Annotated in this window: 13 protein-coding genes; 8 read left to right on the top strand and 5 right to left on the bottom strand. The window is 64.6% G+C overall.

All coding sequences use genetic code 11. The annotated features are described in order from the left end of the window. Positions 1-14: 14 nt before the first annotated feature. Positions 15-1,523: a choline-sulfatase gene (gene betC, locus BLR94_RS21840; protein WP_084308105.1), complete on the bottom strand. Its 1,509-nt coding sequence runs from the start codon at positions 1,521-1,523 to the stop codon at positions 15-17. A 113-nt stretch (positions 1,524-1,636) separates the two neighbouring features. On the opposite strand from betC, the gene BLR94_RS21845 reads away from it, so the two are divergent. The 4 genes from BLR94_RS21845 (at position 1,637) to pbpG (ending at position 4,944) form a co-directional block, all read left to right on the top strand. Then, on the top strand, positions 1,637-2,590 hold the full coding sequence (locus BLR94_RS21845; RefSeq protein ID WP_084308020.1) for a choline sulfate utilization transcriptional regulator: 954 nt from the start codon (positions 1,637-1,639) through the stop codon (positions 2,588-2,590). Continuing rightward, entirely contained in the window at positions 2,587-2,949 is a 363-nt protein-coding gene (locus BLR94_RS21850) for a DOPA 4,5-dioxygenase family protein (protein WP_084308021.1), read from the top strand. Before BLR94_RS21845 ends, BLR94_RS21850 begins: the two co-directional genes overlap by 4 nt. A gap of 54 nt (positions 2,950-3,003) precedes the next feature. Further along, the gene (locus BLR94_RS21855) at positions 3,004-3,867 is read left to right on the top strand and encodes a carboxylate/amino acid/amine transporter (protein WP_084308022.1); all 864 of its coding nucleotides are present in this window, start codon (positions 3,004-3,006) and stop codon (positions 3,865-3,867) included. Between the two features lie 174 nt (positions 3,868-4,041). Next, positions 4,042-4,944 carry a D-alanyl-D-alanine endopeptidase gene (pbpG, locus tag BLR94_RS21860; RefSeq protein ID WP_084308106.1) on the top strand — a complete coding sequence of 301 codons (903 nt, stop codon included), beginning with the start codon at positions 4,042-4,044 and terminating at the stop codon, positions 4,942-4,944. Positions 4,945-5,264: 320 nt separating this feature from the next. Here pbpG and BLR94_RS21865 read toward each other — a convergent pair whose 3' ends face one another. The 3 genes from BLR94_RS21865 to BLR94_RS21875 all read right to left on the bottom strand — a co-directional run bounded on the left by BLR94_RS21865 (position 5,265) and on the right by BLR94_RS21875 (position 8,351). Next, on the bottom strand, positions 5,265-5,768 hold the full coding sequence (locus tag BLR94_RS21865) for an anti-virulence regulator CigR family protein (protein WP_084308023.1): 504 nt from the start codon (positions 5,766-5,768) through the stop codon (positions 5,265-5,267). Between the two features lie 108 nt (positions 5,769-5,876). Next, positions 5,877-7,355, bottom strand: a complete 1,479-nt coding sequence (locus BLR94_RS21870) for a DASS family sodium-coupled anion symporter (protein ID WP_084308024.1) — start codon at positions 7,353-7,355, stop codon at positions 5,877-5,879. Positions 7,356-7,448: 93 nt separating this feature from the next. After that, positions 7,449-8,351 carry a LysR family transcriptional regulator gene (locus tag BLR94_RS21875; RefSeq protein ID WP_084308025.1) on the bottom strand — a complete coding sequence of 301 codons (903 nt, stop codon included), beginning with the start codon at positions 8,349-8,351 and terminating at the stop codon, positions 7,449-7,451. Positions 8,352-8,539: 188 nt separating this feature from the next. On the opposite strand from BLR94_RS21875, the gene BLR94_RS21880 reads away from it, so the two are divergent. Beyond that, positions 8,540-9,151 (top strand): NAD(P)-dependent oxidoreductase, encoded by a 612-nt coding sequence (locus BLR94_RS21880; RefSeq protein ID WP_084308026.1) that lies wholly within the window; start codon positions 8,540-8,542, stop codon positions 9,149-9,151. 131 nt (positions 9,152-9,282) lie between these two features. Here BLR94_RS21880 and BLR94_RS21885 read toward each other — a convergent pair whose 3' ends face one another. Continuing rightward, positions 9,283-10,581 (bottom strand): Nramp family divalent metal transporter, encoded by a 1,299-nt coding sequence (locus tag BLR94_RS21885; RefSeq protein ID WP_084308027.1) that lies wholly within the window; start codon positions 10,579-10,581, stop codon positions 9,283-9,285. Positions 10,582-10,927: 346 nt separating this feature from the next. Here BLR94_RS21885 and BLR94_RS21890 point away from each other — a divergent pair, with 346 nt between their 5' ends. The 3 genes from BLR94_RS21890 (at position 10,928) to BLR94_RS21900 (ending at position 13,786) form a co-directional block, all read left to right on the top strand. Beyond that, the gene (locus BLR94_RS21890; protein WP_084308028.1) at positions 10,928-11,878 is read left to right on the top strand and encodes a 2-hydroxyacid dehydrogenase; all 951 of its coding nucleotides are present in this window, start codon (positions 10,928-10,930) and stop codon (positions 11,876-11,878) included. A gap of 124 nt (positions 11,879-12,002) precedes the next feature. Beyond that, a complete protein-coding gene (locus BLR94_RS21895; RefSeq protein ID WP_084308107.1) occupies positions 12,003-12,758 on the top strand; it encodes a response regulator in 756 nt (251 codons plus the stop codon). Further along, entirely contained in the window at positions 12,755-13,786 is a 1,032-nt protein-coding gene (locus tag BLR94_RS21900) for a sensor histidine kinase (RefSeq protein WP_090423758.1), read from the top strand. Before BLR94_RS21895 ends, BLR94_RS21900 begins: the two co-directional genes overlap by 4 nt. Positions 13,787-13,792: the final 6 nt, after the last annotated feature.

Here is a 13,792-nt window from a genome sequence, read left to right on the forward strand (position 1 = left end):
CCCAGGGCCCTGCGTCACGGTTGGGGGAAGCGAGCGCGGCGCTCCAGGTCGTCGAGGTCGATGTGGTTGCGCATGTACTGCTCGCTGGCGTCGACCATCGGCTGGTGGTCCCAGCTTTTCAGCGTGCCTTGGGTAAGGGCTTCGGCGACCAGGCGCCGCCGCCGCTGGCTGGCCAGGGTCGCCCGGTGGATGGCGGGCATGTCCCAGCGGTTGCGCGCTTCCTCGAGGAAGGAGTCGAGCTGTGCGCGATGGGCCGGCGACCGGGCCAGGTTCTCGCGCTCCTGCGGATCGTTCGCCACGTTGAACAGCAGCAATGGGTCCTCTTCGGAGTAGATGAATTTCCACTCGCCGCGGCGAATCATCATCAGCGGGCTGGTGGTGCCTTCGGCCATGTACTCGCCGAACACGTCGTCATGCCCGCCGGTGCCCTGCAGGTGCGGCAGCAGCGAGCGGCCGTCGAGCGCCAGGCCTGGTTCAACCTGGCCGCCCGCCAGCTCCACCAGGGTCGGCAGCAGGTCGACGGTGGACACCGACTGGCTCACCCGGTGCGCCGCGAAGCGCGCCGGGGCGTGGACCAGCAGCGGTACCCGGGCGGCCATCTCGAACCAGTGCATCTTGTACCAGAGGCCGCGGTCGCCCAGCATATCGCCGTGGTCGCCGGAGAACACGATGATGGTGTCGTCGGCCAGTTTGCAGTCCTTGAGGGTCTTCAGCAGTTTGCCGATGTTGTCGTCGATGTAGCTGCAGGCGCCGAAGTAGGCACGCCGCGCATCGCGGATCTTGTGCTCGGGCAGCGGCTTGTCCCACAGGTCGATGACCTTGAGCAGGCGCTGGGAATGCGGATCCTGTTCGGCCTGATCGATCACCTGGCGGGGCAGGGGGATGTCGTCATCGCTATAGCGATCCCAGTATTCCTTGGGAATGGTGTACGGGTCGTGCGGGTGGGTCATGGACACGGTCAGGCAGAACGGTTGGTCCGGCGTCCCCCGCACGTGGTCGTAGAGGTATTGCTGAGCCTTGAACACCACCTCTTCGTCGAAATCGAGCTGGTTGGTGCGCACGCAAGGGCCGGCCTGCAGCACCGACGACATATTGTGATACCAGCTGGCGCGCACCTCGGGCTCGTCCCAATTCACGGCCCAGCCGTAGTCGGCGGGGTAGATGTCGCTGGTCAGGCGTTCCTCATAACCGTGCAGTTGATCGGGGCCACAGAAGTGCATCTTGCCGGACAGCGCCGTGCGGTAGCCGAGGCGGCGCAGGTAGTGGGCATAGGTGGGGATGTCGGCGGGAAAATCGGCGGCGTTGTCGTAGGCGCCGATCTGGCTGGGCAACTGGCCGCTGACCAGGGTAAAGCGCGAGGGTGCGCACAACGGGCTGTTGCAGTAGGCGGAATCGAACAACACGCCCTCGGCGGCCAGACGCTGCAGGTTGGGCACCTTGATCGGCGAGGCCGGGTCGTGCAGCGGCAACAGTGGCGCTGCCATCTGATCGGCCATGATGAAAAGGATGTTAGGGCGTTTCATGGCGTTGGTGTGTTCCATATCTTTGTTTTATGCGAAAGTGCTGATTCGATCATCCAGCCTATGCAGGCACGGGTAAACCCGGATGAAGAACATGACTAGGATAAGCAGGGCTTATGCTTGGCACGCGTGAGGGCGTCTCTCTGGACGTGTTGCGGGTATTCGAGTCGGCGGCACGCCACCTGAGCTTCACCGCTGCGGCTGCCGAGCTTGGCAGCAGTCAGCCGGCGATCAGCCAACAGATCAAGCGCCTGGAACACCAACTGGCGACCCGCCTGTTCGACCGTGTGCACCGGGGCATCGTGCTGACCGAAGCCGGGGAGACCCTGCTTGGCCCGGTGCAGGAGGGCCTCGCCACACTGGATGCCGGCCTGGAGGCGGTGGTCGGACGGCACCAGCACGAGGTGCTGCAGGTGGCCACCGATTTCGCCTTCGCGGCCTACTGGCTGATGCCACGGCTGCAGCGCTTTCACCAGCTTTACCCTGAGGTCGATGTCAGCCTGGTCACCAGCGCACGCGACATGACCAGCCTGCCGGCGGAAATCGACGTTGCCATTTCCTTTGGCGACGGGCGCCTGAAGCACGGTCAGGCGCACCTGCTATTCAAGGAAGAAGTGTTCGCGGTGTGCAGCCCGCACTTGCTCGGCGGCCAGGGCGCCTCCGCCAATCAGATGCTGGCGCGTCTGCCGCTGCTGCACCTGCGCCCGGAAAGCCGCTCGCGCTGGTTCGACTGGAGCAGCCTTTTCCGCGCCCTAGGGCTTGCCGAAACACCCAGCCTCGGGAGCCTGCGCTTCGATAACTACACCCTGTTGATCCAGGCCGCCATCGCCGGCCAGGGTGTCGCCATCGGCTGGCGGCATCTGGTCGACGAGCTGCTTGCCCAGGGGTTGCTCAGCCGCGTCGACGGGCGAACGGTAACCTCCGAGTTCGGTTATTACGTGGTGCTGCCCGAGCGCAAGCGGCGGGTGCGCCTGGTGCAGAACTTCGTCGACTGGCTGCGAGACGAACTGCTGCGCGAGACGCTACCGCCACTGCAGGGCCCTATCGATACTCGGGGAATCGCCATATGACCGATGTTCGTATCCACAGCTATCACGCCCATGTGTATTTCGACGCCAGTAGCCTCGAGCGGGCGCGAGCGTTGTGCGAGTCGGCGGCGGCACGCTTTGCCTTGAAAATGGGGCGTATGCATCAGCAGGCGGTCGGGCCGCATCCTGACTGGAGCTGCCAGCTGGCCTTTGGTGCCGAACTGTTCGGTGAGGTGATTCCCTGGCTGATGCTCAATCGTGGCGCTTTGGTGATCTTCATCCATCCGATCACCGGCAACGATCTGCTCGACCACCGCGACCGCGGCATGTGGATGGGCGCGCTGCGGCCGCTGGATCTTTCCGTGCTGGCGGATGGCAGGCTGCTGCCCTTCGAGCTCTGACGTGGGGCTTGCGGCGCGGTATGATCCGCGGCTGATTTTCCAAGAGCCCGCGCCATGCCTTACCTGCTCGCCGTCACCGTCCTCTGGGCGTTTTCCTTCAGTTTGATCGGCGAATACCTGGCGGGCCGGGTGGACAGCGATTTCGCCGTGCTGGCGCGGGTGGCGGTGGCGGCGCTGGTGTTCCTGCCGTTCACCCTCTGGCGCGGGCTGCCGCAGCGCCTGTTGGCCGGCTTCTGGCTGGCCGGTGCGCTGCAGTTCGGGGTCACCTACCTGTGCCTGTATCGCAGTTTCCAGGTGCTCACGGTGCCCGAGGTGCTGCTGTTCACCGTACTCACGCCGATCTACGTGACCCTGCTCGACGATATGCTGGCACGTCGTTTCAACCCCTGGGCGCTGATTGCCGCGCTGGTTGCCGTGGGGGGGGGCGTGGTGATCCGTTTCGAGCGTCTGGAAGGCGAGTACCTGATCGGTTTCCTGCTCCTGCAACTGGCCAACCTCACCTTCGCGGCCGGACAGGTGCTGTGTCGCCAGTTGCTGATGCGCTACCCCACCGAGCAGCCGCTGCACCGCTTCTTCGGCCACTTCTTCCTGGGCGCGATGGTGCTGGTACTGCCGTCGTTCCTGCTCTTCGGCGATCCGCACAAGCTGCCGCATACTGCGTTGCAGTGGGGCATCCTGCTGTGGATGGGGCTGTTCGCCACGGCACTGGGGCTGTTCTGGTGGGTCAAGGGTAGCGTCAAGGTGGATGCCGGCACCCTGGCGGTAATGAACGAACTGCATGTGCCTGCTGGTTTGGTGGTGAACCTGCTGATCTGGAATCGTGATGCGGATATTCCGCGCTTGGCGCTGGGCGGCGCGATCATCCTCGCTTCGCTGTGGCTGAATCGCCTCGGCCGTCGGCGCACTATCGCTACCTGATCCATTTATCGGAGAATGGGAACCCGGCTTGACGGGTGCTAACATCGCACCTTCAATTGCATACGCAATCAGCTGTTTTTCAAACCCTATTTATTTTTGAGTGGGGTCACGGATGATGTTCTATCACCGGCAGGGAGCGCCTTTTCAGCCATCTCTTGCCCAGTGAATGCCATCGTGAATATTCGTCGCCCCTTTGCCAGCCTCGCCCTGGCTTGCCTGTTCGTCATCGCCCCCCTGCAGGGCGAAGCCGCTCCTGCCAGACAGGAACTCGCCTCCGGCAGCGCCCTGTTGGTCGACCTGAACACCAACAAGGTGCTGTACTCCAGCAATCCCGACATGGTGGTGCCGATCGCTTCGGTGACCAAGTTGATGACCGCCATGGTCACCCTGGACGCCAAGCTGCCGCTCAACCAGCAATTGCCGGTGATCATCCGTGACGTGTCAGACATGCGCGGGGTGTATTCCCGGGTGCGCATCGGCAGTGAGATCAGCCGCCGCGAAATGCTCCTGCTGACCCTGATGTCGTCGGAGAACCGCGCCGCCTCCAGCCTGGCGCATCATTACCCGGGCGGCGTGACGGCCTTCGTCGCGGCCATGAATGCCAAGGCCCGTGCCCTGGGCATGACCCAGACCCGCTACGTCGAGCCGACCGGCCTGTCCGAGCACAACGTCTCCAGCGCCAACGACCTGGTGAAGCTGCTCAAGGCGACGCGCAGCTACCCGATGATCGGTGAACTCAGTTCGACCCCGGAAAAAACCGTGGCTTTCCACAAGCCCAATTACACCCTGGGTTTCCGCAACACCAATGCGCTGACGCGCAAGGCCGGCTGGGACGTGCAACTGACCAAGACCGGCTTCACCAACCGTGCCGGTCATTGCCTGGTGATGCGCACCACCATGGGCGGCAAGCCGGTGGCCTTCGTGGTGCTCGATGCCTTTGGCAAGTACACCCACATGGCCGATGCCAGCCGCCTGCGCAAGTGGGTGGAAACCGGCAAGGTCACGCCGGTGGCGCCCGCTGCTCTGGCCTACAAGCAGCAGCGCGCGTCGCAGAGGCAACTGCAGGCGGCGCAATAGCCGCTGGCGACCCGTGCTGATTGACTGACGCTAGCCCGCTCGGCCCGTTCTGCGGTCACAAGGTGGATGAAAAGAGCGTGACCCACTCATTCGACGCGGGGCGCGCCTCCTACCGGGGATCGCGGCACATTCTTCAGGAAGTTCGGCCGTTGCCCACGCGCCCCGCGAGGTGCTCGTCGAGGGGGCTGCCGATGCTCGGCGACAGGCCGCTCGGGGAGCCCCGTGTCAGGGGCCGGGTGGGCTGGTAGGAGCGCCGCTGGCAGTACCTAAGTCTCGGCGCTGCCCTGCGGTCGTCCTTCGAATTCCAGGGGGACAGGGGATCAGTCGAGCACGCCACTGAGGATGGCGTGCACGATGCCTGTGGCCAGGGTCACCAAGACCACATCGCTGCCTACCCGGCGCCACTCGTAGCCCTGGTAGTGCGGCAGCCCGCGCAGCGCGCGGTCATCCAGGCGCTTGCCATAACCGGGGGGCAGCGGCTTGCCCTTGACGATGCGTACGTCGGGGGGAACCGCCGGGCCACGGCCGATCTGGTCACGTCGTTGTTGAAACGCTTGGCGCACCGGGGTGAAATCCTGGGGCGGCTGGCCATGGGCTTGCCTGCCTGCCGCTGCTGGACCTGCAGCGCTGCCCTGGCGGGCACCCGGTTGGCCGTTCTGCGCTTGTGGCTGCTGCTGTTGCTTCTGCTGTTGCGGCTTGCCGCCGGGCTGCTGATGGCCAGGCTGCTCCTGGCGCGGTTCGCCGCCGGGAGCGGCCTGGGCAAGGCCGGCAGCCAGGCTGGCGAACAGGGCGAAGGCGAGGGCGGACGGGGTTCTGGTTGGCATGGTGCATCCTCGTGTGGGGCAATGGTTAGCTCAAGATTAGGCACCATCGCCCGGAGAAAACTCCTTTGTAAGCCTATATTTACCCAGGCTTTACTCACACCACTGACTTCAGATCCAACCCAGCCAGCGCCACCAGGTAGCGGCGAACACCAGCATCAGCAGGTAACCGACCAGCGTCAGCCACAGGCCGGTGCGCAGGAATTGCCGTGAGGTGAAGGTCTCGGTGGCGATGCACACCATGTTCTGCGGGGCGTTGATCGGCAGCAGGAAACCGAAGCTCATCACGAAACCCAGCAGCATGCTGATGCCCAGTGCGTTGACCTCGCCGCCGAGCTGCATCAGCAAGGCGATCATGATAGGCAGCATGGCCGAGGTCAGCGCCGTGGCGCTGGCGAAACCGATGTGGATGAGGACCAGGAACAGGCCGAGCACGGCGAATACCCAGAACGGCGACATGCCCTCCATGCCCAGGTGGGTGACCATCAGCTTGGCCAGCCAGGTGCCGGCACCCGTGGACAGCACCGCGGTGCCCAGGCTGATGCCGACCCCGAAGACGATCACCGTGCCCCAGGGAATGCGCGCCTGGGCATCCTTCCAGCCCATCACGCCGATGCCCGGCAGCATCAGCACGGCCAGGCCGACCAGGGTGGTCGAGGCGGTGTCGAAGCTGTGCAGCTTGCCTTCGGTGGCCCAGAAGGCCAGCAGCGTCAGGGAGGTGATCAGCAGGCGGCGCTCGCAGCCGGTCATCGGGCCGAGTTCGGCCAGCGCCTTGCGCACAGTTTCCTTGCCACCCTCGATGCGCTCGGTCTCCGGTGGCATGACCCGCAGGATCACCCAGTAGAGGATCGCCGACATCGCCAGGCTCCACGGTGCCCCGGCGATCAGCCAGTCCATCCAACTCACCGACTCGCCCAGCAGGCGCTGCATGAAGCCGACGCTGAGCAGGTTCTGCGCGGCGGAGGTCTGGATGCCGACGTTCCAGATGCTGGTGGCCTGGGCCACCAGGATCATGATGCCGCCGGCGAAGGCCGAGCGCTTGTCGACGCCGAAGGCAGCGATCACGCCCATCATGATCGGCACCACGCACGCCACCCGCGCGGTCGCGCTGGGCACGATGAAGCTGAGCAGGATGGTGACCACGATGGCGCCGAGCAGCACGCGGTGGGTGCTGGCGCCGACCCGCGACAGGGTGAGCAGGGCGATGCGCTTGTCCAGCCCGGTATGGGTCATGGCCGCGGCGATGAACAGGGCCGAGGCCACCAGCGCCAGGGCCGAGTTGGCGAAGCCGGCCAGGCCCATGGTCAGGGCATCCTTGGTGCCGATCAGCTTGCCGGGGTCGGCGAGGCTCGGCGCGCTGCCGAGCAGAAAGGCCATCAGTGCGAGGATCATGATGGCACTGACCTCGTAGCTCACCGATTCGCTGATCCACAGGATCACCGCGAAGGCGAGGATCGCCAGCATGCGCTGGCCGGCCACGGGCAGGTCGGCCTGGGCCGGTAACAGTAAAATCGCGATGCCGGCGAGCAGGGCCAGCAACAGCCCCCATGGTGGATGAAAGGCGTGGGGCGATGCTTGGGTACTGTTCATGACGGGCCTCGAAATGGAGCGGACAATCCGGATTCGGCGAATCGTGCGCACAGCTTAACCCGCTGCAGCCGCCCGGCTGTTGAGACAGATCAGCTAGAGCGCCTGCCAGCGCGGATCGGCCCTCAGCCGCTCGGCGATGAAGTCGAGCAGGGCGCGCAGTGCCGGCAGCATTTGCCGGCGTGAAGCATAGATGGCGTGAATACCCAGCGCCTGCGGCTGCCAGTCCGGCAGCAGGCGCACCAGGCGGCCGTCTTCGAGCATGGCTGCGGTGGCGTAGAGCGGTTGCATGCAGATGCCGCCATCGTTGAGGGCAGCCTCCAGCAGCACGCCGGTATCGTTGCTGCTGAAATTGCCTTCCACCACCGCGTCCTGCCCGGCGTCGGCCTGCTCGAAGCGCCAGACGCTGCGCCCGAAATAGCTGTAGGTCAGGCAGTTGTGAGCGCTCAAATCCCGCGGCAGGAGCGGCGTCCCGGCGCGTGCCAGATAAGCGGGTGTCGCGCACACCACCGAATGGCAGGTGCCCAGGTGGCGAGCGACCTGATTGGGTTCCAGCTGGTTGGTGATGCGCAGTGCGAGGTCGATGCGCTCCTCCACCAGATTCACCGCGTGGCTGTTGACCAGCAGTTCGACGGAGGTGTTGGGATAGCGCGCCAGGTATTGCACCAGTATCGGGCTCAACCAGGCCTGGGCGAAGGACTGGCTGCTGGCGATGCGCAGGTTGCCGCTGGGGCCGTCGGTGGCCTTGATGCCGGTGGCACGCATCATCTCTGCGGTGTGCAGCATCTCCCGGCAGTGAGGCAACAGTTCGTTGCCCACCTGGGTCAGGCTCAACTTGCGCGTGGTGCGGTGCAGCAGGCGCGCGCCGACCCAACCCTCCAGCGCGGCCAGGTAGCGCGACACCATGGCCCGGGAGAGGTCCAGGTGGTCGGCGGCGGCGGTCTGGCTGCCGCGGTCCACCACCTCGACGAAAACGCGGGTCGCCGTGAGTCTGTCCATGATTCGCTCGATTCATGCAACTGAGTTGGGGCAATTATGCGGCTTTTCGTGAGTTTTGCAGCGAGTAAGCTCGTGACTCACCCACCGGCGGTGCTTGCCACCGCATAGGCCCGCTCGCTGTGGACACCGCGCAATCCGTGGCGGGCTGCGCGCCGATCATCCACCACTCGTCACATTCGGAGAATTCCATGAAGGTCGTCGTACTCGGTGCCAGCGGACGCGCAGGTTCGCGTCTGTGTCATGAACTGTTGCAGCGTGGCCATCAGGTCACCGGCATCGCCCGCGATGTCAGTGGGGTGCCCACGCAGGCTGGGCTGAGCCTGGCCAGTGCCGACGTGGCCGATGGCGCGCGTCTGCTGCCGTTGCTCAACGGCCATGAAGCGGTCATCAGTGCCACCCGGTTCATCGGCAGCGACGCTGCCGCGCTGATCGAGGTGGTCAAGGCCGCCGGCGTGGCGCGTCTGCTCGTCGTTGGCGGTGCTGGAAGCCTTTACGTGGCGCCGGGTGTCGCGCTGATCGACACCGCGGAATTTCCAGTGGCGTACAAGGAGGAAGCGGCTGCCGGGCGTGGTTTCCTCGAGGTGCTGCGTGGCGAGAAAGAGCTCGACTGGACCTTCCTGTCGCCGTCGGCGCTCTTCGAGCCCGGTCAGCGCACAGGCAAATTCCGTATCGGCAAGGACAGCCTGCTGGTCGATGCACAAGGCAACAGCTCGATCTCCATGGAAGACTTCGCCATCGCGCTGGTCGATGAACTGGAGAGGCCCAGGCACTCGCGTCAGCGCTTCACCGTCGGCTACTGAGGCCGTTTCGAACAGCAGGCCGAGTAAAAAAACGCGGCTCAAGCACGTCCACGTTCGGCAATGGTGGAGGTGACTTGGCCGCGTTGCAGGGCCTTGGCTTCATTCAAGGCAAGTTGCCAGGGAGTCCTGTATCAGGCCAGCAGTTGCATACCCAGCTGGATGGCCACCCAGACTGCCAGGATGGTGGCAGCGCCGAGCGCGACGTTCTCGAACCAGTTGTTGCAATACTTGCCGAGCAGCTTCTTCTGGTTGGACATGATCAGCAGGCCCAGGGAGATCACTGGCAGGCCGACGATGTTCAAGGCATTGACCGCAATGGTCAGGGTCACGAAGTCCGGCATGCCCGGCAACGACCAGACGAGCGGGGTAATCAGTACGAACAGCAGGAACCACTTGTGCAGCGGGTCTTTGTGGAACGTGCTGCCATATTTCTCGCGACGCTTGGGCACGATGTGGTGCAGGGCATCGGTGATCAGCATCGGGAATGCGGTTGTCTTGCCGGCGACGCTGGCGAACAACGTGGCGAACGCACCGACGAAGAACAGGTACCAGCCGGTCGGTCCGAAGAACATCTGCAAGGCCGCGCCCAGGTCGGCCAACGTCTCGACCTGCAGGCCGTTCGGACGCAGGATTTCCGCACCCACCACCCAGATCGCCAGGTTGATGATGATGCCTACGCAGACCGCGAACAGCAGATCGTTGCGCTGGATGCGCTTGTGCTCCGGCCCCGTCCAGCCTTTTTCCTTCATCACGTAGGGCAGCACGAAGTTGGCGATGGAGCCGGCTACCGCGCCGATCACCGAGACGGCGACGATCAGGGCGCCGTGGACGCCCTCGTCCGGGGGAATGCTGAAACCGATGGTGCCGGCGGCGATGCCGCCCCAGTCCGGGCCCGACATGATCGCCAGCGCAATGAAGGCCAGTGTCATCAGGCACAGCAGGCCCTTCATCACACCCTCGATCAGTGCGTAGATGCTGCGACCGACCAGCAGCCATACTGCGATGGCGACGGCGAGCGAGCACAGCAACGGTGCATTCCAGCCGATCAGTGTGGCCAGTGCCTCGCCGGCGCCCTTGAGCATGTAGGCATTGGTCAGGTGGCCCATCAACAGGGCGTAGCCGAACATGAACCAGGCGAAGCTCGGGTGCAGCTGTGCATAGCCGCCGAGAATGCTCATGCCCTGGTTATTGCACAGCTGGAAGCGCGCCATGATGTTGACGATGAGAAAGCGCAGGAGCAGGGAGACTGCCAGCACCCACATCATGGCGTAGCCGTAGTTGGCACCTGCCACCGAGGAGGTGATCAGGTCGCCGGCGCCTAGCCAGGAGAGGACGGCGATGATGCCGGGGCCGAGCATCCTGACCAGTTTGCCAACGGTAGAGCCGGAACCGCTCGCAGCGGTCTTGTCGATGACATCAGTGCGGGCCATGCGTGGGCCTCCGATTATTGTTGTTGGAATGACACTAGCCAAGTATTACGACATCACACAACTTGATTGAATTCAATAGCTCGGAAAATGGCTGGTGGGCAGTGACCGATAGTGCTATGTATTTTTTATTCCTTAATTATCAGTTGTTTAATTTATAAAAATGGACATGTTGCTAAATATGTTTGGTGATGAATGGTCTTTCTGTCATTGCCATCATGGCCATGTCGTAATACAACTTAGTTGAATTGATCCATCCGGTAATGCCGGCAGGGTCGCGAAATGCAGGTACTCAACCGTTGCATCACGGGCTCGATCAACACGCCCTGTACGTCTGGAGGAAATGCCGATGACTGCTTCAAACACGCGGCCACAACTGCTGATGATCGGCCCGCTGCTGCCCAGCCTGGTCGAGCGAATCGCCGAGCGTTGTGACATTCACCGCTACTGGCAGCTGGCGGACGCCGATGGCTGGGTTCGCGAGCATGCTCAGCGTATCGACGGCATCGCGACCAGCGGAGTGTTTGGTGCAGAGGCCGGCTTGATCGAGGCCCTGCCGAACCTCAAGGCCATCGTCAGTTTTGGCGTGGGATATGACTCGATTGCCGTCGAAACCGCGAAGCAGCGTGGGGTAACGGTCACCAATACGCCGGGTGTACTGGACAATTGCGTGGCCGATACTGCCGTGTCGATCATGCTCGCCCTGGGCCGCCGTATCTGCCAGGCGGATCGCTTCGTGCGCAGCGGCGCGTGGCACAAGGATCGCTTTGCGCTCACCGGCAGCATCGGCGGCAAGGTGTGTGGCATCGTCGGCATGGGCAATATCGGGCGTGCCATCGCACGCCGGGTGGAGGCCTTTGGCATGACCGTCGTCTATCACAACCGCCGGCGCCGCGATGACGTCGACTACACCTATCACGAAACCCTCGAGGGGCTGCTCGAGGCCGCCGACTACGCCGTGCTGGTGGTGCCGGGCGGCAGTTCCACCGACAAGCTGATCGGCGCCGAACAGCTCAAGGCACTGGGTCCGAACGGTTACCTGGTCAACATTGCCCGCGGCTCGGTAGTGGATGAGCCTGCGCTGGTCGAGGCGCTGCAGAACGGCACCATCGCCGGCGCCGCGCTCGACGTGTTTGCCGACGAGCCCAGGGTGCCGGCGCCGCTTTTGGCCCTGGATAACGTGGTGCTCACGCCGCATATCGGCAGCGGCACCCACGAGACCCGCCAGGCCATGGCCGACCTGTTCCTGGCCAACCTCGACGGCGTGTTCACCACGGGCAAGGCGGTGACTCCCGTATGACGACAAGCGTTTGTGCTGCCTGGCGGGCGATACTCCCCGGGCAGCGTGGCTTGCGCTGGAGCGCCAACAGCCCCTAGGATCGTGTCCTCTGCGACCATTTCCTGGTGTGCCCAGCCTCGACATCATGCCGCATACCGATCCGCTACAGCCCGATCCGCCGGTGTGCCGGCAGGCGGTGCACGCCCTGATCGTCGATGACGATCTGGATATCCGCGAACTGCTCGTCGACTACCTGGCGCGCTATGGCATCAGCAGCCGTGGCGTCGGTGAGGGCAAGGCGATGCGGGAGGCCTTGCAGGCCGATGACTACGACATCGTGGTGCTCGACCTGATGCTGCCCGGCGAAGACGGGCTGGCCCTGTGCCGCGGGTTGCGCCGCGAGTCGAACATCCCGATCCTCATGCTCACCGCGCGCTGTGAACCGGCGGATCGGGTGATCGGCCTGGAGCTGGGGGCCGATGACTACATGGCCAAACCCTTCGAACCCCGGGAGCTGGTCGCACGCATCCAGTCCATCCTGCGCCGGGTGCGCGATGTTGGCGACAGTGGGGCCGCCGAGCGCGCCGGCCCGAGCCGTTTCGATGGCTGGCAGCTGGACGCCAACCTGCGGCAGTTGCAGAGTCCTGACGGCCTGCTGGTGCCGCTGTCCAACGCCGAATTCCGCCTGCTGCTGGCCTTTCTGCAACGGCCGCGGCGCGTGCTCAGCCGCGAACAGCTGCTCGACGCGGCGCGGGGGCGCTCCATCGAGGCCTTCGATCGCAGCATCGATCTGCTGGTCTCGCGGCTGCGCCAGAAACTCGGCGACGATCCGCGCGCACCGCGCCTGATCAAGACGGTGAGGGGCGCCGGCTATCTGCTCGATGCGCGGCAGGTGCACTGATGCGCCGCTTCGATACGCTGTTCGCCCGGCTCTTCGTGGTGTTTCTCGCCACCATCGTCTTGGCTCACGTCCTGGCCTTCGCCTGGTTCAGCCAGTACGGCCACCCGCCGCCACCGCCGCCCATGGACCTGACCGGTGAACTGCCTCCCGGGCCGCCGCCCCATGATTCCTGGCTGCCGCCATTTCTCGGTGCGCCCTTTGTCTTCCAGCTGCTGGCGCTTATCAGTGCCGCCTGGTTGGGAGCCCGTCTGCTGGCGCGCCCGGTCAGCCGCCTCGGTGATGCCGCCCGTCAGCTCAGCGAGGATCTCGACAGCCCCCTGATGGCGGAAACCGGGCCGCTCGAGGCACGCCAGGCCGCTGCCGCCTTCAATCGCATGCACGGGCGCATTCGCGAACAGCTGCAGCAGCGTGGGCGCATGCTGGTGGCCGTGTCCCACGACCTGCGCACACCGGTCGCGCGGTTGAAACTGCGCGTCGAGGATATCGAGCCGGGGCCGCTGCGCGACAAGTTCTCCCAGGATCTTGCCGAGATGATGACCTTGCTGGATTCCACCCTCGGTTACCTGCATCAGGAAAGCGCTCGTGAAGCCGCGCAGCGTCTCGACCTGCAGGCGCTGGTGGAGGCCATGGCCGAGGATGCGCAGGAGCGAGGCGATGCGGTGCGCGTCGAGGGCCAGTGCGCGCCCATCGACATTGCACCGCTGGCCTTGCGTAGCTGCCTGAGCAACCTGTTGGATAACGCCCTGCGCTATGCGGGCGAGGCATGCATCCAGCTGTGCGATGAAGGCGCACGTGTGGTGGTGCGCGTCATCGACAACGGGCCGGGCATCCCGGCGGAACTGCGCGAGCGGGTGTTCGAGCCGTATTTTCGCCTCGAGTCGTCGCGCAACCGCAACTCCGGCGGCGTCGGCCTCGGCCTGTCCATCGTCCGTGGGGCCGCGCGCCAGTTGGGGGCGCCACTGACCCTGTACGAGACGCCGGGCGGCGGACTGACCGCCGAGATGATTCTCTACCGGGCGCCTGTGTAAGCACCT

Source organism: Phytopseudomonas flavescens (assembly GCF_900100535.1).
GTDB classification, from domain to species: domain Bacteria; phylum Pseudomonadota; class Gammaproteobacteria; order Pseudomonadales; family Pseudomonadaceae; genus Aquipseudomonas; species Aquipseudomonas flavescens.

Bases quoted from the DNA above. Each gene is read 5' to 3' on its own strand.
- betC (WP_084308105.1), bottom strand. From the start codon at position 1,523: ATGAAACGCCCTAACATCCTTTTCATCATGGCCGATCAGATGGCAGCG.
- BLR94_RS21895 (WP_084308107.1), top strand. From the start codon at position 12,003: ATGCCGCATACCGATCCGCTACAGCCCGATCCGCCGGTGTGCCGGCAG.
- BLR94_RS21890 (WP_084308028.1), top strand. From the start codon at position 10,928: ATGACTGCTTCAAACACGCGGCCACAACTGCTGATGATCGGCCCGCTG.
- BLR94_RS21845 (WP_084308020.1), top strand. From the start codon at position 1,637: ATGCTTGGCACGCGTGAGGGCGTCTCTCTGGACGTGTTGCGGGTATTC.
- BLR94_RS21870 (WP_084308024.1), bottom strand. From the start codon at position 7,355: ATGAACAGTACCCAAGCATCGCCCCACGCCTTTCATCCACCATGGGGG.
- BLR94_RS21875 (WP_084308025.1), bottom strand. From the start codon at position 8,351: ATGGACAGACTCACGGCGACCCGCGTTTTCGTCGAGGTGGTGGACCGC.
- BLR94_RS21855 (WP_084308022.1), top strand. From the start codon at position 3,004: ATGCCTTACCTGCTCGCCGTCACCGTCCTCTGGGCGTTTTCCTTCAGT.
- BLR94_RS21865 (WP_084308023.1), bottom strand. From the start codon at position 5,768: ATGCCAACCAGAACCCCGTCCGCCCTCGCCTTCGCCCTGTTCGCCAGC.
- BLR94_RS21885 (WP_084308027.1), bottom strand. From the start codon at position 10,581: ATGGCCCGCACTGATGTCATCGACAAGACCGCTGCGAGCGGTTCCGGC.
- BLR94_RS21880 (WP_084308026.1), top strand. From the start codon at position 8,540: ATGAAGGTCGTCGTACTCGGTGCCAGCGGACGCGCAGGTTCGCGTCTG.
- BLR94_RS21850 (WP_084308021.1), top strand. From the start codon at position 2,587: ATGACCGATGTTCGTATCCACAGCTATCACGCCCATGTGTATTTCGAC.